Annotated in this window: 18 protein-coding genes and 1 tRNA gene; 6 read left to right on the top strand and 13 right to left on the bottom strand. The window is 57.9% G+C overall.

All coding sequences use genetic code 11. From position 1 onward, the window contains the following. Positions 1-68: 68 nt before the first annotated feature. Positions 69-5,654, bottom strand: a complete 5,586-nt coding sequence (locus tag QAZ22_RS05735) for a DUF3320 domain-containing protein (protein ID WP_063169424.1) — start codon at positions 5,652-5,654, stop codon at positions 69-71. 636 nt (positions 5,655-6,290) lie between these two features. Between QAZ22_RS05735 and QAZ22_RS05730 the strand changes: the two genes are divergently transcribed. Next, positions 6,291-6,704: a MucR family transcriptional regulator gene (locus QAZ22_RS05730; protein ID WP_082826711.1), complete on the top strand. Its 414-nt coding sequence runs from the start codon at positions 6,291-6,293 to the stop codon at positions 6,702-6,704. Positions 6,705-6,738: 34 nt separating this feature from the next. After that, the gene (locus tag QAZ22_RS05725; protein ID WP_127224212.1) at positions 6,739-7,569 is read left to right on the top strand and encodes a thermonuclease family protein; all 831 of its coding nucleotides are present in this window, start codon (positions 6,739-6,741) and stop codon (positions 7,567-7,569) included. Positions 7,570-7,582: 13 nt separating this feature from the next. Here QAZ22_RS05725 and QAZ22_RS05720 read toward each other — a convergent pair whose 3' ends face one another. From QAZ22_RS05720 to QAZ22_RS05695, 6 genes are all read right to left on the bottom strand, one after another. After that, entirely contained in the window at positions 7,583-8,728 is a 1,146-nt protein-coding gene (locus QAZ22_RS05720; protein ID WP_095770037.1) for a DUF4236 domain-containing protein, read from the bottom strand. Between the two features lie 50 nt (positions 8,729-8,778). Further along, complete coding sequence (locus QAZ22_RS05715) at positions 8,779-9,837, bottom strand: hypothetical protein (RefSeq protein ID WP_224571173.1); 1,059 nt, start codon at positions 9,835-9,837, stop codon at positions 8,779-8,781. After that, entirely contained in the window at positions 9,825-11,141 is a 1,317-nt protein-coding gene (locus QAZ22_RS05710; RefSeq protein WP_063169428.1) for a hypothetical protein, read from the bottom strand. Before QAZ22_RS05710 ends, QAZ22_RS05715 begins: the two co-directional genes overlap by 13 nt. Then, positions 11,141-11,959, bottom strand: coding sequence for a hypothetical protein (locus QAZ22_RS05705; RefSeq protein ID WP_063169429.1), 819 nt, complete (start codon positions 11,957-11,959; stop codon positions 11,141-11,143). Before QAZ22_RS05705 ends, QAZ22_RS05710 begins: the two co-directional genes overlap by 1 nt. Further along, positions 11,952-13,391, bottom strand: coding sequence for a hypothetical protein (locus QAZ22_RS05700; protein ID WP_063169430.1), 1,440 nt, complete (start codon positions 13,389-13,391; stop codon positions 11,952-11,954). Before QAZ22_RS05700 ends, QAZ22_RS05705 begins: the two co-directional genes overlap by 8 nt. A gap of 197 nt (positions 13,392-13,588) precedes the next feature. Then, a complete protein-coding gene (locus QAZ22_RS05695) occupies positions 13,589-14,029 on the bottom strand; it encodes a hypothetical protein (protein ID WP_126066778.1) in 441 nt (146 codons plus the stop codon). Between the two features lie 292 nt (positions 14,030-14,321). On the opposite strand from QAZ22_RS05695, the gene QAZ22_RS05690 reads away from it, so the two are divergent. After that, a complete protein-coding gene (locus tag QAZ22_RS05690; protein WP_082826591.1) occupies positions 14,322-14,561 on the top strand; it encodes a hypothetical protein in 240 nt (79 codons plus the stop codon). Between the two features lie 52 nt (positions 14,562-14,613). Beyond that, a complete protein-coding gene (locus tag QAZ22_RS05685; RefSeq protein ID WP_063169433.1) occupies positions 14,614-14,898 on the top strand; it encodes a DUF6804 family protein in 285 nt (94 codons plus the stop codon). 203 nt (positions 14,899-15,101) lie between these two features. Here QAZ22_RS05685 and QAZ22_RS05680 read toward each other — a convergent pair whose 3' ends face one another. The 5 genes from QAZ22_RS05680 to QAZ22_RS05660 all read right to left on the bottom strand — a co-directional run bounded on the left by QAZ22_RS05680 (position 15,102) and on the right by QAZ22_RS05660 (position 22,285). Then, the gene (locus tag QAZ22_RS05680; protein WP_063169434.1) at positions 15,102-16,055 is read right to left on the bottom strand and encodes an IS481 family transposase; all 954 of its coding nucleotides are present in this window, start codon (positions 16,053-16,055) and stop codon (positions 15,102-15,104) included. Between the two features lie 995 nt (positions 16,056-17,050). Continuing rightward, on the bottom strand, positions 17,051-17,713 hold the full coding sequence (locus tag QAZ22_RS05675; RefSeq protein WP_063169436.1) for an SMC-Scp complex subunit ScpB: 663 nt from the start codon (positions 17,711-17,713) through the stop codon (positions 17,051-17,053). A 2-nt stretch (positions 17,714-17,715) separates the two neighbouring features. Further along, positions 17,716-18,672, bottom strand: a complete 957-nt coding sequence (locus QAZ22_RS05670) for a DUF1403 family protein (RefSeq protein ID WP_063169437.1) — start codon at positions 18,670-18,672, stop codon at positions 17,716-17,718. A gap of 789 nt (positions 18,673-19,461) precedes the next feature. Continuing rightward, positions 19,462-20,250 (bottom strand): hypothetical protein, encoded by a 789-nt coding sequence (locus QAZ22_RS05665; RefSeq protein WP_278206024.1) that lies wholly within the window; start codon positions 20,248-20,250, stop codon positions 19,462-19,464. A 310-nt stretch (positions 20,251-20,560) separates the two neighbouring features. Next, the gene (locus QAZ22_RS05660) at positions 20,561-22,285 is read right to left on the bottom strand and encodes a restriction endonuclease (protein ID WP_278206023.1); all 1,725 of its coding nucleotides are present in this window, start codon (positions 22,283-22,285) and stop codon (positions 20,561-20,563) included. A gap of 220 nt (positions 22,286-22,505) precedes the next feature. On the opposite strand from QAZ22_RS05660, the gene QAZ22_RS05655 reads away from it, so the two are divergent. Further along, positions 22,506-22,595 (top strand) — tRNA-Ser (locus QAZ22_RS05655). A 240-nt stretch (positions 22,596-22,835) separates the two neighbouring features. Beyond that, entirely contained in the window at positions 22,836-23,252 is a 417-nt protein-coding gene (locus QAZ22_RS05650) for a hypothetical protein (protein ID WP_278206022.1), read from the top strand. Between the two features lie 207 nt (positions 23,253-23,459). On the opposite strand, the gene QAZ22_RS05645 is transcribed toward QAZ22_RS05650, so the two are convergent. Continuing rightward, complete coding sequence (locus QAZ22_RS05645; RefSeq protein WP_278206021.1) at positions 23,460-25,196, bottom strand: adenylate/guanylate cyclase domain-containing protein; 1,737 nt, start codon at positions 25,194-25,196, stop codon at positions 23,460-23,462. Positions 25,197-25,459: the final 263 nt, after the last annotated feature.

Genomic DNA, 25,459 nt, shown 5'->3' with positions numbered 1-25,459 from the left:
GCCTCCGCCAGCAAAAGAGGTGTTCCGAGCTTCGACAGAAATTGCAACGAGGGCGCTGCAGCGCCCCGTTACACTTCAGCTAATTTCTCGCTCGCGGATTCGCCGGCCACCAACAAGCCGTCTTGGGACCGTAACACTCCTTTGGCAACCAAATCGGCGACCCCAGCTGAAATCAGCTGCCTTAATTGTGCGCTTGTGGCTTTGAAGCCCAGCATCCTGGCAACGCCTGTGGCGATTTCTTCCTCTGTCGCACCGAGGTTGGATTTCACGACTTCCATAGCGCCTTGGGCGACCTCGTCCTGCGCAATCATTTCGGGCTTGCGCAATCCAGCGGACACGACCCCACTGCGATCCCTGAGACGAACAGGAACACCTGGCTTGAAGCAGAAGTTGCCTCGACGGGCTACTGAACCACCTCTCTGTGCTATGCTTACCCCCCGCTCGATTGCATCCTGAATCCTGCCACCGGCCCGCTGCAGACCCCAGGCGTCCCGAATACGCGAAACTATTTCGTCGACATGGATTGGCGTTTCTGTAGCCACGACCTGCTCGACCAGTCCGGCCATGATTCCGCTGGGCGTCTCGTGGAGTTCGAACGATCCCGGTCGCTTTAGTTCGGCCTCTTCGTAGGCTCGATTGGGTGTCTCGGATCCGTTTGTGCTTTCGAGACCGATTTCCGTCACGTTGCCTCGGTCGACCGTAACAACCTGCACGGCTACAGCTCGATTTCTCTGGACCCCCAATTCGGCCCGCTCATCGAGTTCTTTTCTGGCGGCCTCAATCGCTAGTATGGTTCGCTCCAGCTGCTCACGAGGCCGTTGGAACCAGTCAGCGCTCCAGATGCGATGGATGATCCAACCATGGTCTTCCAGAACCGACTGCCGAAGCCGGTCTCGATCTCTGGCCGAGCGAGATGAGTGATATTCTGCGCCATCGCATTCGATGCCAAGAATATAGCGGCCTGGCCTCTCTGGATCCGCAACTGCGAGGTCGATGAAGAAGCCGGCAATGCCCACTTGAGCATGAACCTGATAACCCATTTCGATCAGCGCGTTGGCTACCTGTTCTACAAAGATTGAATCCATTTCGCGAACCGTGACTTGGGCAAGCGAAATTCGCCCTGTTCTCGCGTAGTGCAAGAAGAGCTTGAAGGCGAAGATGCCTTTCCCTTTGCCACGCTCCAGGTCGATGTCCTCGTCTGTGATGGACGCGAATACTTCGCAGCTGCGCTTGGCGCGGCTTATGAGGACGTTGAGCCGACGCTCGCCGCCTTCCGCGCCAAGAGGGCCGAAACGCATGGCCATGTATCCCTGGGCATTCTTGGCATACCCCACCGAGATCATGATCACGTCGCGCTCATCGCCTTGAACATTTTCGAGGTTCTTGACGAAGAATGGCTCGCTTGGATGAGCGTGAAAGAATTCCTCGGTGTCGGGATTTAGTCGCCGCAGCGCTTCGAGTTCATCCTGGATCGCGCGGCGTTGGCTAACCGAAAATGTTGCAACGCCTAGAGTCTCTTGCGGGTTCACCTTCGCATGACGGATGATCGCCTCCGCTACTGCTCTCGCCTCTACCGGATTGGTTCCTGTGCCGCCGGAATCGAAGACCCCCTCCGGCACATGATGAAACCGCAACCCCATACCTGCCTCTTGGGTATAAGGGCTTGGCACGATGAAAAGCCGGTTCTCGTAGAACTGGCTGTTCGATACTGCGATTAGAGATTGGTGACGGCTACGGTAGTGCCAGCGCAGCATACGCTGCGGCAAGCCGCGGGCCGTGAACAGGCCGAGGATGCTTTCAATGTCGGCGACCTGCGCGCCCTCACCCTCGTCATCTTCAGACTGCGAGCCTGTCATCTTCGCGAAGAATGTCGTGGGTGGCAGTTGGCGTTCGTCGCCAACGACGACCACCTGACTGGCCCTGGCGACCGAGCCAAGTGCGTCCACGGGCTGGATCTGAGACGCCTCGTCCATCACGAGCAGATCGAAGGACATCCGGCCGGGCGACAGGAATTGCGCCACCGAAAGCGGGCTCATCATGAACACTGGCTTCAGCGCCTGGATGGCAGGGCCTGCCTTCTGCATCAATTGCCGGATGGGCATGTGGCCTCGTCTGCGCGCCATCTCAGAACGAAGCAGTCCGACAGGTCCAGCTCCGCCGTCTCTTGAAGGAATTTTCCGGTGATGAGCCGTTACAACTTCGATGGCGCCGGCCTTGATGCGCTGGCGGTCCAGATCTGCGAAGTCACGTACAGCCCTGGAATGCAGTTCCCCGTCGAACCTTGCCAGCTCCGGCTCATCGGTCGCCATCGCCAGAAACATTCGTTCGTAGTAGGCCATATCAAAAACTGATCGAGCCGATCCTGTTGTAATCTGGCCGTTGGCTAGGCCGTCTATCAACTGTCCCAGTCCAGCCTTTCGGGCCGTTTCGGATCGCTCTTCATAGGCAACCCATTTCGAGAGCTGCTCCTGATGATCGAGCCAACCCTGCAGCCGAGAAACGACCTCGCCTATCGCGACGTCCGGAAAATCGACTACTCCAAACAAGGAGGGAGCATCGGCTTTCAAATCCCCTGTAAGCGCCTTCAATTCCCGCGCTGCCGCTTGGGCCGCTTCACGTGCTGAACGTGCCGAGTTTGCGATCTCGATTCTTTCAGGCAACCGCGCAGCCAGATGTCGGATCGAGCCATTTTCTTTCAGCCAAAGCTCGGCTTGCGTGAGAGCGGCCCAATCGGATCCTCGACCGTGCCACGACGAGCCGAATACGAACTTGCCAAGGCTCTCTCCCGCATCGATCCCTTGAGCAAGTGCTTGTAGTCTGCCTAGTCGGCGCAGTAGCTCCACCCGCTCAGTGATTAGATCCGGAACGTCAGTCAGAACCTGTCGTGACGCATCATCGGCTTGAGCTACAGTGCTCGCCTTCGCTTCCATCAGTTGCAGCGAGGCCCGCTCGGCGGAAGCCACGTCGCCTAGCATGGATGACGCGAGGTGCCCGAGATCGTTCCAGAAACCTTCGATAATTGGCCGACCGATTTCGATAACCTTGCGAACGCGCGCTGCACGCGCACCGGCCTCGGAGCGTTCCGCCATCCGGCCGGCGATAATCCGAGGTTCGGGGCCTAGCCCTCGTAGAGTCCGCATCCACTCCACTAGCGCGAGCAGTGGCGCGGAAGCCGATCGCTCCCCACGCCAATCTGCCCCGAAGGCGGAACGGCCAAAAGCGTCGCCTTCGCGGACTCTTGCTGCGGCAGCCTGACCCTTCATCAAAAGGTCGAGGAGACCAACTATCTGCGTCGCAGGCGCGCTAGGGTCGACCACAATAGTCCGCGCAAGTGCTGTGGCGCGACGGTAGTCGCCGTTCAATGCTTTCAATATTCCCGTGTGTGTGGCGAGCGCCTGCCGCGCCGCGGCCACCTCGGTGCTCCACGCCGCGTCAACAACCTTGCCCTGAAGGTCGGCTCTGGCAGCCTCAAGCGTCGCTACGCTGTCGGCAAGGTCGCCTGCCTGCTCAAGTCCGGAGTCCCAAACGGTGGCTGCGAAGGCCTCCGGACTTGCGTCAGGTGCTGCCGCTACTCGCTCGCCGGTCACGGCCAGCCTGAGCAAGCCTGCCAACGTGTCTGGCAATATCGCCGATCCGAGTTCCTGATTCAGGCGCTCAGCTTCTTCCCTCAAGCGTGGGAGCAGAATGGTGAGCTGTCGCGCACGATGGAAACCATCTTTCGGAAATTCCGAGGGAAGCTTTGCAAGCTCTGTCTCGAGACCTTCAATTGGCGTGTCGATAGCCGTTGCCGCCAACTGCTCCGAAAGTTCCTCGGACTTGCGGGCGAAATCCGTTCCTGACCAGAGAAGCGATGAAATGTCTTTCGGACGCTCATCCCATACCGGCGAGACGAGCGCCTCGGCAGGAAGTCCAGGCGCGGACGCGAGAAGCTCAGCGCGATCTTCTATCTCGCCGCTGTCGCTGAGAATTTTCGGAGGCTCGGCCTTGATCCGCTCAGCGATACCGACCAGTTTGGCGTGCAGTGCCTTGGCTTGGTCCAGCAACGCCGCGATGCGTGGGACGAGCCTCTCAATGGTCGTTGGAAGAACGACATCCAGGCCAACTCCCCGCCACGGGTGGTGGATCGGCAAGCCGATCTCGTTGATCCGCTGAGAGACCTCATCGAGCAATTTGCGACGTTGCGAAACGCCGTCAGTTGTCCAGCTTGTGGCATCCGTAAGTTCGATGTCCACTGGTTTCTGACCGACCTGCCTTAGTCGGGTTAGCTGGCCGAGAACCTGATAAGGAGTGAGTTCGGACGCTCCGAACGCAACGTGCATTCGTGCAGCATGTGCGTTGAGTTTATCGCGAGCCTCCAGCAAGCGATCAGTTAGGGAAGAAGGAAGCTGGCCCCTGGGCGATCCGAGTTGCCAGGTTCGCCGCAGCTCCTCTAGCATCATGCGCTTGTTCGCCTTGTTACTATGCAGCTCAAGGCAGGCGTCCCCCACCCCAGCAGTGTCAAGCCGTCGCTTGACGACCTCCAGCGCTGCCATCTTTTCGGCCACGAACAGCACGGTCTTTCCGTCGGCAACGGCCGACCCAATAATGTTTGCGATCGTCTGCGATTTTCCTGTCCCAGGCGGACCTTGGATAACGAGGTCGCGACCTTTTCTGACGTCATGGATCGCCAGTGTCTGAGAACTGTCACTGTCGACGATATGCAACATTTCGGCGGGCGCAATGTGCGGATCAATCGCTATGTCGTCCGACATAAGCGGCTCGCGTGTTTCGAAACCATCTGAAAGAAGCGAGCGGATCTTCGGTTGTTCGATAATCTTTGCGCCATCGGGCCAGAGATCCGGATCCAGATCACGGTACATCAAGAACTTCGCAAACGAGAAGAAGCCGAGCACCATATCGTCGCGAAGCACCTCCCAACCCTCTTTGGTCGAAATTGCTTCGGCAACGGCATCGAGATAGGCCGAGACGTCGAAGTCATCTCCCACCTCAAAACGCGGCAGAGCGAGCTTGTGAATGCGGTCGAGATAGAGTTCCAAGGAGAGGTTTGCGGTAAGATCTTCCGGCCGGGCTCGTAGGCGGAATTTTTCTCCAGCGGCCCCTCGCTCAAGCCGAACCGGCACCAAAATGAGGGGGGCCTGACGGATGTTCTCTTTGTTGTTCGGGTCAATCCACTTCAGCATTCCAAGGGCCAGAAAGAGGATATTGACGCCCTGCTCTTCCTCGAGTGTGCGGGCATCATGGTAGAGATCAAGGAGCCGCCGCTGCAGCCCAGTTGGGGTCATACGCGTCTGCAGCTTGGTGTCCGAGTGCCGCGCGGATATCCCTCTGTTATCGACTCCATCGTCCTCTGGTTGGGCGAGAGCGACGGGGGAATAGTCGATCTCTTCGTCTGGAGGGCTGCTTTCATCCTGGCCCGCTTTCGGCCTATCGGGCTTGCCGGCCAGGAAGGTAAAAGCCTTTCCTTCGGTCACCAGCAATCGATAAATTTCGGACGACTTCTCATCGACGATATCGATCGTCTTCGCGCTCTTGGAAAACCGCGGCACATTCAAAAGTCGATTGCGGGCGGAAAGATCGAGCAACTCCATCCTGGCGCGCTCGAGTTTCTCCTTTAGAGGGAGATCGCTTTGGAAGACTGACTGTTTTACGTCCAAGACTTACATCCCCTTTGAAAGGAGAACCAGCTAGAGCCCGCGTAGAGCGTTCGCGCAAGAAAAAACAGCCGTGTTCAATTAGAAACGACTGCGATCACTTCTGGACACCGTCCAATATTGCGACGTGTGATATGGGTCAGAGCCTGCATTCTTGGCCCCCTTTGCCTAGTCGCTATCCGACGAGGATTCTCGCTCCCTGCCCCCGTATTTAGCCGCCTCCACAATGTCTTTTTCTGACACAGAGAGTCCGTTGCGGACCCGAATGGCTCCCGCACTTGGAACGCGGTCCAATTCAGATCCAGTCTTTGCCTTATCCTTCTGGGGCTTAACCTCCGGCGGCGGGTCTTTCGAAAATGTCATGCGTAGGTCCTACTCGTCCAAATCTAAATGCATCCGCCTGTGAGCCTCAAGCCGCTTTCCTGGTCATACAAAGAAAACGCCGCGCCCAATCAATCCACCGTCTCTCGTGGTTCCGCATTCTGATTGGCGCTTTAACATTCATCACTATTAGCGCCTGGCATTTAGTATCCTCCCTCTACTGGTTTTTTTAGCCGATAAGTAATAGATCGGGATTTCACTGCAGAAGTCCGGAGCCATGAAGTGACTGACGAAATCCAAAATACGGCCACCGCGCTGATGGAGCTTACCGCCGATATCGTTGCGGCTTATGTGAGCAAGAATTCAGTGCCGGTCTCCTCATTGCCGGACCTTATTGCCAGCATCAATTCGTCATTAGCGCGTATCGGCCAGCCGTCCGAACCGGAAAAACCCGACCAAGTTCCCGCGGTCAACCCCAAGCGCTCAGTCACTCCAGACTACATCGTCTGCCTCGAAGACGGCAAAAAGTTCAAGTCCCTCAAGAGACACTTGAACACGCATTTTGGACTGACGCCCGACGCCTATCGCCAAAAATGGGGCCTCTCCAACGATTACCCCATGGTCGCGCCTAACTATTCAGCCAATCGCTCCAGATTGGCAAAATCGATTGGCCTCGGTCGCACAGCAGCCGCGCCCAAGAAAGCAGCAGCCAAGAAGTCAAAGACGCGCTAGCAAAACATTTGGCAGCTTCGCAAAGGATCGAAAATTGAATCGCGATCGCTATTCCCATCGCCGCAGCTCGCGGCCAAGACGCGGCCGGGTTTCAATTATGCGCAAGCGTTTCTTTTCACATAAATCATTAGCCGCGATCCTGGTGATCACGCTAGCAGTGGGCGCTTATGTCACCTCCTACTTTACAGGGTGGGGCAACCAGATCGCGGGACCCAATACAGCAAGCGCACTCGGGTCAAAACCGAAGCCTATCGTCGGCGTAGCGTCCATCGTTGACGGGGACACGATCGAGATCCACGGACAGCGTATTCGTTTCAATGGCATCGACGCACCTGAAAGCAGCCAAAACTGCAGCGACGCAAGCGGGCAAGAATACCCATGCGGCCGCAAATCCGCAGAAGCACTGGACATCTTCCTCAGTCAATCCCGACCCATCCAGTGCAACTTTGTTTCGTGGGATCGTTACAACCGCTTCGTTGGTGATTGTCAGCGGGCGGACGGTGCTAGCATTGCGTCTTGGATGGTCGAACAGGGTTATGCCCTGGATTGGCCTCGATACAGCCATGGTAGTTACGCGTCACAACAGGCAGATGCCCAAAGGGCCAAGATTGGCATCTGGGTTGGCACTTTCACAGCCCCTTGGGATTGGCGAGCAACACATGCAGCCAACAATAAACCCGGTAATGACACATCCTACGGCCTTACAGGCCGTCGCCAAATAGCTCAGAGCTATTCGTGTCAACCGCGTCGCTATTGTAAGCAAATCTCCTCATGCGATGAGGCGCGCTGGTATCTCAATAACTGTAGCTGGGGACCCAAATTGGACCGGGACGGCGACGGAATTCCGTGCGAAGGCATTTGCTGACCAAGCCAATTCCTTAGCGCGCTTTCAGCAAGCCGGACTGGCCACCAGCGTTTCGGTGCATTTGCGCGAGTGCCAATAGAGCCTGGCAAAAGGGCTGGCTGACGTTTGTCTTGGAAAATTCCACCAGCTCGTTGAGCCCGGATGGGCTAGAAAACCGCAAGGCTTCGTAGCGACAGACAGGGATCTGCCGATTATCTCTGAAGCGTTTGTCGGGTCCGCCATTCTTATTGGGATGAGCCCAGGTATAGCTCACGATCTCAGCATCAGATGGAACTTTGCCGGTCTCAATAAAATTGCTGGGGGCAAATTGCGTCCTGAGGTCTCCATACCCAACGGCACCGTACTGGTTTCCGTCCTTCACCAAAATCATGTCTGGCATGAAATAAAGGATTTGCCGGCCGACGTGTATCGACGGTGGTGTGACATTGCTGCGAACAACCGTCGGCAAGGAAGCTTGGAGCGTCGTCGACTTTTTATCGACCAACATCGTGGCTCCCGCATTGCGCTTCCAAGTCGTCAGATCCTCTATCTTGCCACCAGCCGCGACATGCCAACTCGCCGCGCAGCGTGTGAGCGTGTCAAAGGCGGCGACAAGTCGCCCGTAGGCCGCCTCCGCGTCCTGCTCCAAATCATAGTAGAGCACGCTCACCCGGCGGTAGCTGTCCAACCAGTTGCCAATAAGCATGCCCGGCAAAAAGGCAGCAATACCGATCAGCGCCACCCCACCTCCCAGCATTGCGCCTGCGATCAATCCGGCGATCCCAAACAGCACGGCCAGGATGAGCGACATTCGCGTCTGCGATTGCCTCGCATTGATTTCATCAAGCACATTGGCAAATGTCTCATCACGCATCTCGATCACATCGGCGGACTCGATTTCTCTCATCACGACGCCACCGCTGACATATTCCACGGGTGAGGATGTTGGATGGGGCTTTGGCCCAGATGGGAATTCAGACAGTTGCAGCGTCTGCTTGGCGCTGCGCTTTCCCAAAGTGCCTCGGTAGTAGAGACCGCCGACGCCTGCATGAATATAATGCCCTCGTGGGCCAGTCCCGATACGAAGACCTTGCACGCCAACGGACGCGCCAACCCCGCCAGACGAGAAGTTAAAGCGGAAAGGTCCCGCACTAATCGATTTTCGAACGTAAAACCCCATCCCCGCAATCCCCCCCAAGCCCTGTGAGCGAAACCCAAGGGCAGTTCGCCTCACAACTTTGGTACCGGAACCAGTCCAATATCTGTCTCTCGCGAACGTTGCCTGACCCTGATCTCAATTCGCCTCCTCGCCTTGACGTCGCCGGCCTGTGCGCCGTCGGTGAGCCGGTCGCCAGGCAATATCAACTGGCCGCCGGACATTGGCAGGATGGTGAAGCCTTTCAGTTCCGGCATATCGCGCAGGATGCCTGTGACGGAGATCGCTCGCGCTAATCCAAGCCCGGCATTGTCGGCAGGATGGAGTGTGCCAATGTCCATCTTGCGCGCCAGTACGGGCTGAAGGCCTCTGTCCATATTCGATGAGTCACCGGACATCGCCTGCTCGTCCGTGTGGCCAATCACCTCAATGACGTCCACACCATAGGAAGTTGCAATTCCAGCAATGGTCTTCGACATCTGCCGCAACTTCGTTTTGAAGCCACCGGAAAGCTCCGCACTTCCAGTATCGAAATTATAGCCATCGAGCTCGCTAAGACTGATGATCGGTGGCCAATCGTGTGGCTTGTCAGCAGAGGCCTCGTTCCTTGCCTTCTTCAGTGCGTCAGCAAGATCCTTGGACGTCTTGCCCGTGCCAACGTAGCCGAGCTCGCGCAGAACCTTCATCTTCTCGATCATGGCTTTGGCCTGATCAACGTCGACGTCGTTGTCAGAGAGGACTTTGGCGGCCGGCGCGCTTTTCACCGCTTCCTCAAGGGTCAGTCCCACTTTTTTGATTGCCTCTGCGGCCTCTTTGGCCCGGACCAATTCACGCCATTCTTGATCTGGTACATTGCGTCGACTTGCAGGCTTGACCATGGCATTCAGCTGAGCCAGCAACCGCTTGTTTTCCTCGTCAAGCTTGCGAGCGTTCTCATTGAGGGACTGCGCAATCTTCTGCGCTGCCGCAGCCTCTTTCTTTGTCTTGGCGATGAGCGCGCCTGCAGCAAGCAAAAGGCAGAAAACGAGAAGCAGCATCGTCTCAGCCATCGTCAGGCCGAGTATCAGGCCGCGGCCATAGCCCTTGCGCTCAAACGTAATGGCTGTTCCGCTAACCTCACTCACCTGCCCCACCAACTTGCTCTCTTTGGCGGTTCACCCTTCTCCACCTCCGCCGGACTGCTTAACGATCGGAAGGTGTCGCCCTCCGTGTCATCCGAAACCTTGATTGGCGTCTCCACAGGGGAGGCAACAGTGGAAGGTGCCGCCACTCGCTCGACATCGTTCGCTATCGCATTGCTCAGAGGCTGGGGAGTGCGCACGGCCGGGAGGCTATGTTGTGTAAGGGTTGCGACGAGGCCGCGTGTTTCATTGCTGTGTTTCTGCATCACAGCCATGAACTCCTCAGTCAAACGCTGCTGCGCTTGGACAGTTTCTGCGGTCTTTTCTGCGGCCGCTGCCGCTCTCTCCACTCCAGTCGCCACCTTGATCACTGCGTCGGCAAGACCGGTCATCCGCGTTTGCTGCTCTTGCGAGGCTGTTTCGGTTTTTATCGCATATTGTGCGACAGCATTACCCAGGAGCTTGACCATCGGCGCCAGATCGTTCTTCAGCACCTCATCAGGAACAACCACCTTTTCCAGCTTGGCAGCCATATTGTCGGCTTGATTACCGAGCTTTCCAACAGAGTTGGACATCGAGCTGTTGGCTTTATCCAGCAAATCCGCTGCAGCTCCAACGCGGTTCGCTATCGAAGCAAACTGGGTTTCGACTTGCCCGAAATTGTGCTGCAACGCGTCACTGAGCTTGGCAGACGCCTCTTGGACAGGCTTGATCGATTCCATGGCAATATTGTCCAGGGCAGATCGAATGTGCTCCCCATTGCGTGCCGCTTGCTCGGCAATCTCTGCAAAGCCCTCTTCGAGCATTTGATGGCTGACACGACGAAAGTCGGCGAACTCCCTGGTTACGCTTTCCATCTCGGCTCTTACACGCCGTGTCATGTCGGCAAGTTCGTGCCTCGCCGTTCGCTCAATGTCCGCGGGATCGCGCCGCATCTGATTGTAGAAAACCCTCAGAGCAATACCGGTGATCGTCGACGTGATCGCGATGCCAAAATTTTGGACGATCGTGTCGGTTGAGCCTTCCGTTCCAAACTGAAACAGCGAGACCCCAAGGCTCGTCAGGGTGAACAGGAAGCCCATATAGTAGAGGTTATCGCCGGTCTGCTCGTCGTGCAGTTGTAGCTTTCCAGCAAAGATCGAAACCCCGAGATAGAAAAACATCAGGCAGGCCGGTGCTACCGCCGCGACGATCGGATTTACGCCTGAGAGTTTTGCAATGGCGATGAATACACACCCGCCGAGTGTCAATGCCGCGAAAACCACGACCGGCAGACGTGGATGATCCAGCAAAGGTTTGTCGTGCGCTCTCGCCATCAGTTTAACCCATCCAAGCCAACCAGCTTTTCGAACTCGCCGTGATGGTTCTGGACCCAATGTGTCCAGAACTCCGCGTGATCCAGGGTCTGAAATGGCTTCTTTGCCCGATCGATATAAAGAATTGTGATGCCCACCCCATCCAGCGACGTCCCATATGTGCGGTCGGCGGCGCTGTTGAGGTATTTTTGGTAATCCAGTCCCGATCGGTACTGCGAGTAAATCGTCGTATGCTCGATCATGTCAGAGGCGACCACCAATCGCTTGGGACTGCCCTGTTTGGCCAAGCTGCTATCGAAGAGCGACAGCTTGATTTTCTGAATTCCAGCCATGATCGGAGATTGGCTCGCGGAAGCCGCATTCGGGATTTCATCGGGAAGTTTGTTCAAAGGATCGCCGAAGGCGTTTTCCCACTTCTTTTGACGCCGCGCAGGATTGTTGGTCCAACTATCGACGGTCGACCCATCACCGGGATTGCATCCATCGAACATCACCGTCAGCTCACCAGGCGCCGAGCTCAGGGTATAAATCCTCACATACCCACCCGGCTCGACCTGCCCAATGGTCTTTCGGAACTCGTTCTTGAGATCAGCCATCGTCGTTGCCGAAATTGGATCAGTGGCGTCGATGAGGACGGCGGTCAGGCTGGAGGGTCCGTCCAATGGGCAATTCGTGTTGGCGTCGATATGGCCATTGCCAGACCTGGTCCACATCCAGCCGAAGCCGGCCAACATCGCAACGGATAGCACACCAAGGGCAATGGCCGCGGCAATGGTACCCGCATTGCCTTTCTTGCGTCTGCGGGTTCGCCTAGACATTCACGCTGTCCGGGTGAAGCTTATCAAGATCTCGGTACTGCTCAATTCCCCGTTCGCATTCCTGACCAATCAGACGAACCTGCTCGTTGAGTTCCTCCTGCGCCTGGCGAATTGATGCGCCAACATCTCCCTCATTCCACTCCCGCTCGCCGGTGACGTATGGCTTGATGCGATCAAGTTTGTAGGGCGTTCCGAAATGCTTGGGCGCCGGCTCGGTCCTCGCCTGGATGTTGGCTTCCCGATACATCGACAAAAGCTGATTGCAGGCTCGCTCCAATTGGTCTTGATGCTGCGCAAAAAGAGCCAGAAGCCTCGATCGATGATCGACAATCGCGCGGTGCTCGCGCCGGCGACTACCAAGCTGCTTGACGATTTCCTCCACTTTTTCGTTGTGGTCGTCGCGGACATCCTGCAGCTCTTCGATCAGTTCCTTCTTTCGATCGATGTAGTCATCGCGCCGTCGAACGAGCCGATTTTCAACGCCAGTGTAGCCTGGGTAAGGGTCGAGCACGAACCAGCCGTCGATAAAAGCGAAAAGCGAAAACATCAGGCCGATCGCAAACAGCAACCAGGACTTGATGTCCGTGAGACCCGCTGGATTGGCGAGCATATTACGGATGACCTCAGCGCCGGCGCCGTCAGCGAGCGAGCCGCTGACCTCACGGTAGTGCGCTAGCGCCAAGTTTATCGAAATCGCCAAGCCGATATAGAAAAGGATTGAAATGATCCCAACGAATTTTACGAAAAACGACCGATGGGTGACGAGACGAGCGCAGAAAACCGCCAGGAGCAAAGCCGCCCCGATGTTGATGAAAGAGAATGCCGCAGCCTCAAGGATGCCACCAAAAAATCCCTGCTCATTGCCCTTGGCCAGGAAGTTGCCGTTCATCGCTGTCTCGACCAGAAACAGAAATAGCAGAAGCGATAGCCGGAAAATGTGAGCGGCACCGTGCTGCACACGCGCGGCACGAACGAGACCGTGCTTCTCCTTAAACCATGCATGCTCTTTTTCGGCGTCGTTCAGGGCCCTTCTCAGGCCGTGAAGTTCATCGAGGCCCACGGCGACCGAGGCTTTGAAGTCCGAAACGCTAGCGGCATTCGTCTGACGGATTAGACCGAATTGTTCCTCGAAATCGAGGCCGGCAAGACGACCTCCAAGGAGTTGCAGGTTGTCCTCAAGAGTGTGATGCGCAGCCTTCTTCTCATCCTCAACGCGTTCCACGATGGCATGTTCGACATCGTCGAGATTCTTTGCCGTTTTCGGGGGTTGGTTCACCTCGCCGCGCTGCTTTCCGCGGTTAATGACATCCAGGTCGCCGTCGATCTTGGCAGGGTCCAGGCTGTTGAATAGCTGAGTGCTCGCCCGAAAATCGTGGTTGGATTCTCGCAGTGAGTCACGCAACTTATTTAGTTTTTCGAATTTAGAGCCCACGCACTCACAACCCCAACTTTACGCCCCCCGGCAGAGTGGTTTCTATGCATAGTAGAGCTAAAGGGCAACCGCACATTCACTTCTATCCACTTGCTAGTGCGGATCAGGCTCAATTGAGTTCCAACAAATGATCATGGCTGCTGATCAACTGGTTGATCGGCCGCGACTAGTCATGTCATGAGCCGTGCTGCGATGCTCTAAGGACAGAGTGCTACGAGCGGGTTCGCGACTGGGAAATTATCCACAGTCGTATACGTGTACTGGATCTCACCGCCCAGGCGAACGAAGGCAGATAGTTCCTCCGCACGACAGACATAGTTTTTGGTCATTTCATCGATCTTCTGGACATAGACCGGCCGCGAGACGCCAGCAGCCAACAATTTGGCGTCTACTTCCGCATCGGTCTGAGCCCAGGTGGCGTTGAAAACGATCCTTGGCCCGATTGCGATGATGCTCCGAACGGAGATGTTCGAACTGATCAGCATGGGCAATGCTGGAGCCATTTCGGTTTGCATTTTTTTTGCGTAGGCGCAGACGTCGGTCTTGGTGTACTTCGAGAGGCATTCATTTGCCGTCGCCACCCTTGGCCATGTCAGCAGGATCGCCAACGGGACGTGCATCAATCGCAATCCATCCAAAGTATTCTCCTCGCCCGATCTTGGCCTGCACAGAGGAGCATCTATCCTATTTGTGTTCACAGTGCCACGAGCAGCTTGTGCCCGACCGGCAATAGTGCTCTGTCTGAAATACTTTGGGAGGGCAATAAAATGAAAACAACATTTCTCGCGGCTATGGCCGCTGCAATAATCGCTTGCGCGACCGGCGCGTTTGCACACAGTGGCGGCACTGATGCCAACGGTTGCCATACCAACCATAAGACCGGCGCGTATCACTGTCACTGAAGGTCACGCCTTTCTGAGGGACACAAACATGCTGAAGAACATCATGTCAGCTCCGCTGGGCCTCCTCTTCATGCTGGGCGGGCCGATCACCTACGTGATGAATGTCGTCGACACATGGCAGGGCCATGCATCAGTGGTCGTAAAAATCCTGATTAACTTGAGCCTGGATGCGATGTTGGCGTTCATTTGGCCGATCACTTGGGCAATCTGGCTTTTCAAATATATGGCGGGCGCCGAAACTCCACTAACAACCGTGCTGGGCGTTTGAGGATCAAGTTTGCTGAAAATAATGCTTTTCGACGCCGGCCGGAACGGTCCGGTTGGTCTGCATCTGTGTAGCTATTGCCTCGCTGCTGGCGGTAGCGCCATGGCCGTACGGCTATTACCAATTCCTCCGCGTGGTGGTCTTTTTCGCCGGGATCTACTGCGGAGCCATGGTGTGGCGATCAGGCCCTGAAAATCGCACCCTGGCTTGGGCGCTGTTTGGAGCGGCAGCGATCTTCAACCCGTTCATGCCGGTTCATTTGCCGCGCGAGCTGTGGGCAATCTTCAACGTCGCAGCGGCTACTCTGTTCGGCTTTGTCGCATACCGGCACCGGAATTAAGCCGATAATCTGAGATGGCCAAGAGTGGACCTGAGACGCCGAAGGTCAAGGCGCGCCCGAGGGTCACCGTGTCACAGCCGTTGGCGCTTTATGCGGGAGATCTCCTCGAGCGGACGAAGGAGTACTTCGAGGCTTTCAACCATCTAGGCTCGGAGTCGGAAAAGGCGCATCTTTTTGCCCGTTATTTTCTATTTTCGCATGCCCTAGATGTGGAGCTTCAACAGGTTGTCCTCGATCAGGGCGAGGCGACTGATAGGCGTTTTTGACTTTAGGCTGCCATGTGGACGATGCCAATTGTATCTGTGCAGCCAGACAGGCAGTTCGGCGGCACGATGATCGGATGTCGGATAGGCAATGGCGTAGGCCCATTCGCGCAGTGCTGTCTGGATGAAGCGCTCGGCCTTGCCATTGGTCTTGGGCGTATAGGGTCTTGTCGTGACGTGCTTGAGGCCGAGATCGCGGCAGGCCTTGGCGAAGGCCTTTGATCTGTAGCAGGAGCCGTTGTCGGTCATGACGCGGGCTATCGTGACGCCGAGGCTGGCGTAATAGGCGACCGCGGCCTTGAGGAAGGCGATGGCGCACTCCTTTTTCTCGTCGGGCAGGATTTGCGAGAAGGCGATGCGGGACGCGTCGTCGATGCAGACATGGACGAACTCCCAGCCGGCGCCGCGCGACTTGCCCTTTTGCGGATCGCCGGTGATACGATGGCCGACTTGGCTGAAGCGGCCGAGCTTCTTGATGTCGATATGGATCATCTCGCCGGGATGCTCCCGCTCGTAGCGCCGGACCGGTTCGGCCGGCTCGATATCCCTGAGCCGCGACAGCCCGGCACGCTTGAGAACCCGGCTGACGGTGGCGGGCGAGACGCCGACCTCATGGGCGATGTGCTTGCCGGTCAGCCGCTGGCGACGCAAGGCTGCGATGCGCTCGGCCACGGACTGTTCGGTCAGGCTCGGCATGACGGTGGGCCGCGACGAGCGGTCGACCATGCCGGCCCGCCCTTTGGTCTTATAGCGCTCGACCCAGCGCGCCACGATCTTGGCCGACACGCCATAGACGCGCGCCGCATGGGCTTTGGAAAAAGCGCCTTCTATCACCGATAACGCCATCTCCTCTCGACGCAGCGGTGTGAGACGGGCATTCTTGTGGATGTTCATTCGGACCCTCCGATGGATGCTGAAGCGTGGTAACTCCAGTCTCCTCGGTCCGGTCCGAATGGACAACCTCTCGAAAGCTCACACCTAGAACTCCTCTTGAAAGCGTATCTAGCTTCAAAGGGCGTGTCGAAACGCGGTCTCCGGCTCGGCTTCGGTCACAAGATCGAGGACATTTACGAAGCCGCAGTGGCCCTAGGAATGCCGCCGATTGGGAACGTGAAGATGATTGCCAACAACCTTGACCTGATGAATTCTCAGCAAGATTTTAGGTACCCGTCGGGGTACAAGCTGAATGTCCCGCCGCCGAGCTTCTGCCGAGAAACGTATAACGCTCTCCACACAGCGATCGAGCCGAGGATCCCCACCGAGGTACTGAAAGCCAACCTCAAATTTCATTGGGATTTTCGGGGGAAGACTGTCATTTGGAAGGACGAATAGCCCGAGGATGATCTTCCCCATCTACGTTGGCGTTCTTATGGCGCTGCTGTCAGCATCCGCCATTGGCGGTGGCGGCAAGGCGATCTTGTTGGGATGGCCGCCTCGCTGACAATGGCCGGGATGGGCACTCGCCGGCTGGCTAGGTTCTTAGCAGGCCATAGCCGGCTGTCTGGTGGAGATCGTCTTTCAGGGCTTTGATCGTCTGTGAAAGGTCGCGAACCTTGTCCATCAGCGTCTGAATGGTCGCCCCGATGGGCTGGATCTTAACGCCTCAATCGTCGCGAGAAGCTCAAGGTAGACGTGGTTCAATTGAACTTTCTCCCTTCGAGAGCTCTCAATGGTGATCGACATGTGCGACCAGGCTCGATCAATTGCCTGTTCGCTTATCCTTCATCGACAAGCGGACGCGTGCCGCCACCTCCCTTCCGTCACGCGAAGGACCCAGCCGGCGAGACCAGACGGCGTGCGTGGCGCAATCTTCTATGTGACGAGCGGCGAGATCGCGTGTGTCCCGCCGTGATGGGATCATCTATTCGTCGAGCGCGGCGCTGGCGCCATCATCGTCGATATCTGCAAACCCTGGGATGATCCAGCAGCTTCTCCTTCGACAGCAGCCCGGCGTCCTCGAGCGCCTCGAAATCCGGCAGCTGGCGCAGCGTGTCGAGCCCGAACTGCGACAGAAAAGTTTTGGTCGTCACATAGGTGTAGGGCGCGCCCGGCTGCGGGCTGCGCGGCCCCGAGGCGACCAGCTGCTCAGCGCGCAGCACGCCGATCAGGTCACGTGACACCTCCTTGCCGAAAAAGCTCGACAGCTCGCCACGGGTGATCGGCTGGAAATAGGCAATGCACATCAAGACAAGCGCCTCCGCCTGCGACAGTTCTTTTGCTCCCTCGCCCGCTGCCGTGCCGAAGGCTGCGTGAATGGCGTCGCCAAAAACCTTTTTGGTCCGGTGCTGCCAGCCGCCGGCGACCGCGACCAGCTCGTAAGGGCGGCCGGCGAGTTCGGCGCGAATGTCGTCGATGATCAGCTCGATATTGCAGTTTTTTCCCACCACCCGCGCGAGGACACTACGTGTCACCGGTTCATTTGCCGCAAAGATCACCGCTTCGACGCGGGCCATCCATTCGCACCAGCGCAGCTCCGGCGGCAGATGTTCCAGTTCGGTGTCGAGCAGCGCCGGCTGATCGTTTGGCTTGCGGCGGGCGGACGCTTCGCTCATCGCTACAGCCCGAACAGCCGGAATGTGGGGCGGCCGGAGAGCTCGCGCACGACCTCCAGTTGCTGCAGCCGTTCGAACAGCCGTCGCGATGCAAAGCGCGACAGATTGTCCGTCGTCAGCGATCCGGACACGGCGTCTTCACTGAGCAGCAGAAAGATTACGTCGCCGGCGCCTTTGGCGCGCAGTTTCGGCGCCACCGCCAGGAGTTTTTCGGCCCGGCGCGACAGCTCGGCGGCCAACCGACAAGCGTCCGCGGCGGCCGCGACGAGCGCGATGCAAACCGCCCGCTCAAAATTCTTGTCCCCGGGCCGGATGCGCCGGCCACCGCCGGCCTCGGTGCGGAAAGATGGTCCAAAACCCTGCGCCATTAGGAGCGGCAGGGGCTGCGGCCAGCCCAGGCGTTGCGCCAGTACCAGGTCGGCGAGCCACCAGCCAAAGACTTCGGCATCGGGACGCATGGCGACGACCTCAGCGGCGATCGCCGCGGCGTCGAATGGCGCCGACCGCTGGGATACCCCGAGTTTTTCGATCTGCGTGCAAAGGTCGGCGAGCGCGGCGCCGTCCCAATGGAGGCCAAGCTGGTCGAGTATCTTCCCGAGCCGGCCGGGCGTAGCGGCGGGCGGCTGCCTGGCCAACTGCCGCCAGGCGCCAAAGACGGCGCCTGCGGGACCGGGGTCAGCACGTAGGGGACGCAAATGCCAGGCATCGCGCAAGGCGGCCGCATCCTCGGCGCGGCCGGCGAGCCGCATGCTGGAGGCGGCGCAGCGAACCGCCAGCCGCTGCCGCCAAGCGCCGGCCCAGGCTGCCTGCGCGCGGGCGAGCGTGTCGAGGGCACCCAGGGCGGCGCCGGCCCGGAAGGCGGCGTCGCCGTCACTCGGCGCGCCGGCGCTTGTGATCGCCCACGCGGGAACGGAGGGCGGCGCAGAGGAGCTGGCGGTCGCGGGATCGAGGCGAATCATAATTTGGAGAGTAAAGTGCCGGTGCGCTTTTCGCCATGATTTTCGTGCCAAAACGCACAGCCTGTCGGATCAGCACAACGACTGATAGTGTTGCATTATCAATCTCTTCACGAGTTCGTCCCTGCTAAGCCATTTGGCCAACAAGTAAGTCTCGACAGGGCACCTTTTTGCGCAGCCGGACGAAACTCCGTTCGGAAATGTGCCGGCTCGCGGCGTAGGAGCCTGCTCAGGTTCAGATGTCATGAAGGCATCTAACGCCCGATCTGCCGCGCAACTTCGGTCCCATATTCATTGCCGACGGGGTATCTGAGGGCGACGTTTTTTGCGGGTTTTTCCTGGTCGGCTTTGGAGGTGATGCTGGCGCCGATTGTCACAGGCTACTTCACTATCTGTTCCTTGACCGATGAGATCTTTTGCGCTGCGGCGCTCCCGTCTTTGCTGTGGGTCACCTTCTGACCCAAGCCCCAACGTACACACGCGGGAGTGTCCTACAAGCCATCGGTTTCGACAGATCGGATGGATTGGGCAGGCGAGCCCAAAAGCTGCGAGCTTAGAGCGGTTATAAATCGTAGTTGTAGCTGTGTAACAAACTGTGTAACAAAAAGCGCGAAAAGACTAGTATTTTCAGTATCATAGAGGTGAAAGGGAATCCCTCCCTCTCCGCCATGACTGGACCTTGGGCCGTAAGGCTCCCGCGATCTGCTTACATCTCTTCTCAATCTCAGATACCTGTGCCAAGTTTGGCTAGGGCCACACCCTCGGCGCATCTGTAGCCAAATAAATTGCTGGCTAAGCTCGATCGAGTGGTGGCGGCGGTTCACACTCAGGGATTTGTGTTAGCTTCGACCTGAATCTCTCCCGGCTTCTTTGAAGCCTGGCCTCGTATCTGGAATAGCTTTCATTGAGCAAAGATCGTTTGGCGTTCTCCAGTTTGATGTAATGGCTTTCGAAGTCTCGCTCAAAAGCAGCTGGACTCACAATCAGATCGTGTATCAAACTAGATAGGTGCCTTATCATATCCTGCTTGAATTGCAGAGACATCAAATTCTCTTTGTTGATCAGCGTGTATTTTTTACTCTCGATTTTCGCTCCATCATTGCTGAGCGGAAAATGCCATTGACCATGAGCTAGCTTGTTCCTTATCTCGATAATGATCCGCAGATCAGATTCGATTATCTCATGAATTACATCGCGTCGCGCTGATCCTGCGACGCCAAGGGTGGAACGACCCAGCTTCGCTTTGGGTTTACCGATGTTCTTTCGAAAAGCAACGTCGACGGCCTTCTTCCATCGCTCGATCTGGGTGTCTTCTTCGAGTATTTTATCCCGCTCAGCAGGCGAAAAGCCGAACTCTTCATGGAGCAGCTTATTGAGTCGCGTTTCAGCCCACGCACCTGTGAGAAAAGCCAACAATCGCACCAGCGAATTCAGCGATCTTTCAGGATCTTTGTGTGCTATTGCGGCTCGGGCTTGGCGCCGCACAACCGTTATTGCGATATCAAGTTCCCTGAGATTGGCCACATGAGCCTTGTAAAGCTCGCTGGGTTTGTATGGCAAATTCCTACCACCAAAAAACATCTGCACATGTCTTTTGGTGGTAGGAATTCGAATCCTACAAATCCTCTCCGAAGAGTGTGCTTCCCCTTACACCATCACCCAGCCTTTCTGATAGCGTACGTAGGTCATTTCTACAAGCGGCCCAAGCTCTGCAATCGCTGCAGACTCCCTATCAAACCATCGGAGACACTTGGCCATCCTAGTGCCGGGATAATCCTTGGCGCCCATCAGGGGGCGTCCTGCGCAAGACTATCAACACGCCTTGGGCTCTTGCCGGGGCAACGATCAGGAAGCTGAGAGGGCGCTGGCAAGCGCAGGTGCGTCACCGCGGTTATCTGTAATCCCGCAGGTTCAACTCCTTTCGCGCCTCGCGAAGGTCGATTTTGGCCTTGTAGCCGTGCTTCTCTAGCAAGTGCAAAAGGTTGGCTCCGGTGAATAGTGTAATAGGTTTTCCGGAGGCAAACTGATAGGCGTCCGGTCCGTAATCGGCGGTAGTGATAAGAATACCGCGCGATGCACTTTCGTGCTGCATAGTGCCAAACAGGTCGCGGACTGCCGATACCCCTACCGTCCGTGTGTATCGCTTCGCCTGAATAACGATCTTGCCGCCGGTGATTGGATCGGGGTCGAACGCTACAGCATCAACGCCACCATCGGAGCTTGCTTGAGTGATCTTCACCTCACCCCCACGCGTATCGAACTCCTTCTCGAATAGCTCTCGAACAAGATGCTCGAAATCTTCCCAATCTATCGCCGCCAGATTGGTCGCTTCGCTAAGCCAGCCAGTGGCGCTGCGCGCTTCGATGAAGCGGCGATCCTCCTTGTTAAGTTCCATCACCGGCGGGATCGGTGCCAGCGCCGAAAGAGACGACGCAGACACGCCCTTGAGGCTCTTGAAGCAAGCCTTCGGATCAACCCGCCTTAGATCAATCGCCTCGAAATCGCTGCGGTTCACCAATACCGACATGATGCACGATGTGGTATCCCGCCCGGTCGTCCGATCTACGTAGGTGGTGAAACCGTTGAACAGCACCTTGTCGATGTTTCCATGTTCGTCCGCTTCCAAGACCTCGTGGATGGTCCTTAAGCAAATCTGATAACAGGACGCATCAAAGTTCGCTTTCTGCTCACGTTCCGAGATGTGCGTTTCGCGAATTTCACCGGTCGCCGGAATGAAGCGCGCTCCCTTGAGTGTCGGCATGTTGTCGGGTGACGGGAGGTCGTATTCGATCAAGAGGGTCTTCTCGTCCGGCACATAATCAATAACGAATGATTTCTCAAAAAGGTCGCCGTAGTTCGATTTATCAAGCACCAGTGTCGCGTGCTCAATGATCGACTGCTGATCGCCAGTAGAAACGCCACGATCAAGGGTATCAACTTTGGCATTTCTCTCCGCTTGCTCCTCAAGGAACCGCTGCTTTCGTGCCGCGTATTCAGCCTCGAATGCAACCCTCCGGGCCTCCCATTCGCTCATCTCTTTCGAGAAAGCGGCGGCGTTGCGCTCTTGCTCGTTCTGCCACCTCCTGCGACTGGTCTCATGCCGCTCTTTAGCCTCCGCTAGCTTGCGGCCTTTGCGACCGAACAGCACGTCCCAAAAACTAATGTCCGGTTCTTGGTAGCAGGGCTCGGCCGTTGTCTTCCGTTGCGGCTTGGGCTCAAGAAAACGAGGATCGACGGTATATGCACCGTGGTCCTTGAGCGCCTCCCAGTCGACGCGATCATCCACCTTGAGTGTATGGGCGAGAATGCCGGACAGGGCCTCAAGCCGCGCCGCTGCTTCAATCGTCATCTGATCGGCAGCGTCTTTTCCTTCCGTGATAGCGGAACGTTTTCGATGTTCGGCTAGCTTCTTGTCCCAAGCTGCCACTAAGGCATCCACCTTCCCTTGCAAAAGGTAGATTTCAGGGGCGCTCAATTCCTTATGTAGGTCCAGATCGTTATGCCAAAAATCGATGAAGTAGCGGAGGATGCGAGTGCCATCCACGCTGAATTTGGCCTGTAACTTCCCTATCGTAATGCTTTTCAGGTTTGCTGTCCGAACTTCAATATGCTCCATATTGTATCCCCCGCCACTTGCCCGTTGCCGAGCATTCTGCTCGATGCACGGCGAAGGATCAACGGCCTCCGTTGGGCAGTGCGAAAGGGAACTGGCGTGGAGCGCGTTCTGTTGGCTATGTAGAAACGGCACACTGAAGCCGCACAGGGCTGCCGAAATTGCGTGGCACCTTGCAGCCGTTATCTGGCGCCCGCGCGGCAGATGCCGCCAACCACGATGCGGAGAGGTGGCAGAGTGGTCGAATGCACCACACCTGAAATGCGGCATACTCGCAAGGGTATCGGGGGTTCGAATCCCTCTCTCTCCGCCATCCTCTTCGCGCTGCGCGCTTCGCAGGACAGGTCCCGAATCCCCCTCAGCGCGAAGCAGGATACCGCCCGAAGCCTTGGCGAAGGAGGGGTGCAGCAGCCCGCATGTCGCGTGACAAAGATCCGACCATGGGCGATAACAATAGCATCTCAGGGGAATCATCCTGCGGAGGACCGTTCGACATGCGCTCTGGGCGGAATCCAGCGGTGTCCGGATTGGCTGTTTGACATCGGATGACAAGATGATCGGGCGAACTATGGCGGCTGCCCTTGCAATTGTTTTTTCCTTTTTGCCTGCGCATGCGCAATCACAGCATCGTCTACCGAGCGGTTATAAATGGGGCCGCTGCCTGCTTGTTGTTCACGGTCAGACTCGCATATCCGGAAGATGCTCCTATCAAATCGAGAAGGGCGGCGATTTCAATATCCAGGGTCCTCGGCAGGTTTTTGCGGGCATCGACTATCCTGACACCAATAGTGGGGCAGGTGAAATGTCCAAAGATTACTGGGCAGTCGTACACAAAGACGGCGATCTTTGGGAAGGCTATGGGAACGCGGACATTCGCGACACTCACGGCGAGGTAGGAGATTGGGGAGAACTTCGCCGTGAAGGCGCGTGCTATGTTGGGAAGGACGTCCGCGTGTGCCTTTGGCACTAGCGGGCCCAAAGGCGATCGCAGGGTCGAGCTCAGTGAGATCGATTGGTGGGTAGGCTGGTCGCCGCCCGTTGATCCATCGGACGGTCTTCCTCCCGGTCGATGCGGGCTCATGCTTCGTATGGCTACGCTGCCTTCATGGCCGATGTTCAATCGACGCCGCCTGCCGGACCTGACGCTCAGGAGAGGGCACCTTTGCTACCGCGGCGATCATTCCGGCACGCCGGAGATGCCTAGCGCCTCGAGGTAGCGCTCGGCGAACGCCTTGTCCTGCCACGGGTTGATCTGCCGCTGCAGGGTGAGCGTGTAGGTCGGGAACGCCTCCATCAGCCGCCGCGCCGCCGCCCGCGCTTCGTCCAGCCGGTTGAGTTTGACCAGCGCCATGATTACCACCCGGTGCGAAGAACCATAGTTCGGCATCTCGTGCAGCGCGCGTTCTCCCCATGCCAGCGCTTCCTCGTAGCGCTCGAGCATCAGGTAGCTCATCCCGATGCCGGAGAGCGCGATGCCCTTCTCGGGGTCGATCGGGCTCAGCCGCATCGCTCTGTGAAAGTGCTCGATCGCGACGAGCGGGCGGCCGGAATGCGCGTTCACCCAGCCACTGCCCGTATGGCCCTGCGCCGAATTGGGGTTGAGCAGCAAAGATCGTTCGATGGTGCGCAGCGCCATCTCGTAGTCCTTCGCGCTGTAGGCGATCACCTGCGCGGCGAAGCGTAGGCTCGTGGGGTCGTCACGCGCTTCCGCCAACACCTCGCGCGCCATGCGCGCGGCGACTCTGGTATCGTCGGGCTCGTGCCAGCACTGACTTACGGACAGGCTGCGGATATAGGCGCCGAGTGCCTTCGCCAGGTTGAAGCCGGGGTCGATGCTGAGCGCCTCGTTGGTGAGCCGGCGCACGTCGGCAAAGCCTTCGCGCGTCATGCTGTAGAAGCGCGGCAGGGCGCGAAGGTAGAGGTCGTAGGCGCTTATGTAGTCGGTCGGCTTCATGCGCGCCTGCTTGATCTCCTCCAGTCGGATGCTCGGCTCGACAGCGCCGACGACGCTCTCGGTCACCTTGTCCTGCAGGTCGAAGATGTCGCTTACGTCGCCTTCGAAGCGGTCGGCCCAGACATGGTGTCCGCTGATCGCGTCCACCAACTGCCCGCTGATGCGCACCCGCGATCCGGCTCTGCGGATGCTGCCTTCGAGCACGTAGCGGACGCCCAGCTCGCGCCCGACCTGGCGCAGATCGACCGCCCGGCCCTTGTAGGTGAAGGACGAGTTGCGGGCGATCACGAAGAAGGAGTTCACCCGGCTCAATCCGGTGATGATGTCCTCCACCAGCCCGTCGGCGAAGTATTCCTGGTCGGGGTCGCCGCTCATGTTGGTGAAAGGCAGCACCGCGATCGAGGGTTTCTCGGGCAGGGGAGGCGGCGCAGCGCCGGCGTCGGTCTCGACGCGGTAGGCGCGCACAGGCCGCTCGATATTCTTGAGGCGCAGGTCGCCAAGCGGCGTGAAGCCGCAGTCGAGCTTGCCCTGAAGGTGGTCGTAGGCGGTGCCCGAGACGACCACGCTGCCGGGATCGGCGACGCGTTCGAGGCGGGCGGCGATGTTGACCCCGTCGCCGTAGATGTCGCCGTCCTCCTCGCAGACCACGTCGCCGAGATTGACGCCGATGCGGAAGCGAATCCGCTCTTCCTCGGGCGTCTCCGCCTCATGTTCCGCCAAGGCCTGCTGGATCGCCATCGCGGTGGTCACGGCGTTGACGACGCTCGCGAACTCGCACAGCATGCCGTCGCCGGTGAGCTTGACGATCCGACCCTGGTGCTCGCGGACCAGCGGTTCGAGGAGGTCCTTGCGGTAGATCTTCAGCCGTTCGAGCGTGCCGCGCTCGTCGCGCTCCGTCAGCCGCGAATAGCCGACCACGTCGCAAGCCAGGATCGCTGCGAGGCGGCGCTGCGCGGTCATTGCGTCGCCCGGCCAAGCGCCTGCACGCGGCCCGCCCCGCGTCCATGTCCCGCCAACCTCCAGACGCGCCACGCGCATGTTATCCATCTCTCCCAGTCTCCGCCCGTCGCCGATACAGAACGGAGAACGCAGCCTGACCTTGCCTTCACTAGATTTCGCTATCCCGCTTGCGAGGCGTGGAGCGTTCCGGTCGCGGCGCTAACGCCCAACCGACGACACGCCCACGCGGCCTCAGGAACGCTGACGCGCCACTCCCGGAAGGC

This window comes from Mesorhizobium sp. WSM4906, assembly GCF_029674625.1.
Lineage (GTDB): Bacteria > Pseudomonadota > Alphaproteobacteria > Rhizobiales > Rhizobiaceae > Mesorhizobium.
This window is presented reverse-complemented; position numbering and strand designations above follow the sequence as displayed.

Excerpts from the sequence above, each read along its gene's own strand:
- QAZ22_RS05705 (WP_063169429.1), bottom strand. The coding sequence starts at position 11,959 with ATGTCTAGGCGAACCCGCAGACGCAAGAAAGGCAATGCGGGTACCATT.
- QAZ22_RS05665 (WP_278206024.1), bottom strand. The coding sequence starts at position 20,250 with ATGTTTTTTGGTGGTAGGAATTTGCCATACAAACCCAGCGAGCTTTAC.
- QAZ22_RS05645 (WP_278206021.1), bottom strand. The coding sequence starts at position 25,196 with ATGACCGCGCAGCGCCGCCTCGCAGCGATCCTGGCTTGCGACGTGGTC.
- QAZ22_RS05690 (WP_082826591.1), top strand. The coding sequence starts at position 14,322 with ATGCTGAAGAACATCATGTCAGCTCCGCTGGGCCTCCTCTTCATGCTG.
- QAZ22_RS05675 (WP_063169436.1), bottom strand. The coding sequence starts at position 17,713 with ATGAGCGAAGCGTCCGCCCGCCGCAAGCCAAACGATCAGCCGGCGCTG.
- QAZ22_RS05680 (WP_063169434.1), bottom strand. The coding sequence starts at position 16,055 with ATGAACATCCACAAGAATGCCCGTCTCACACCGCTGCGTCGAGAGGAG.
- QAZ22_RS05710 (WP_063169428.1), bottom strand. The coding sequence starts at position 11,141 with ATGGCGAGAGCGCACGACAAACCTTTGCTGGATCATCCACGTCTGCCG.
- QAZ22_RS05730 (WP_082826711.1), top strand. The coding sequence starts at position 6,291 with ATGGAGCTTACCGCCGATATCGTTGCGGCTTATGTGAGCAAGAATTCA.
- QAZ22_RS05720 (WP_095770037.1), bottom strand. The coding sequence starts at position 8,728 with ATGGGGTTTTACGTTCGAAAATCGATTAGTGCGGGACCTTTCCGCTTT.
- QAZ22_RS05670 (WP_063169437.1), bottom strand. The coding sequence starts at position 18,672 with ATGATTCGCCTCGATCCCGCGACCGCCAGCTCCTCTGCGCCGCCCTCC.
- QAZ22_RS05650 (WP_278206022.1), top strand. The coding sequence starts at position 22,836 with ATGATCGGGCGAACTATGGCGGCTGCCCTTGCAATTGTTTTTTCCTTT.
- QAZ22_RS05660 (WP_278206023.1), bottom strand. The coding sequence starts at position 22,285 with ATGGAGCATATTGAAGTTCGGACAGCAAACCTGAAAAGCATTACGATA.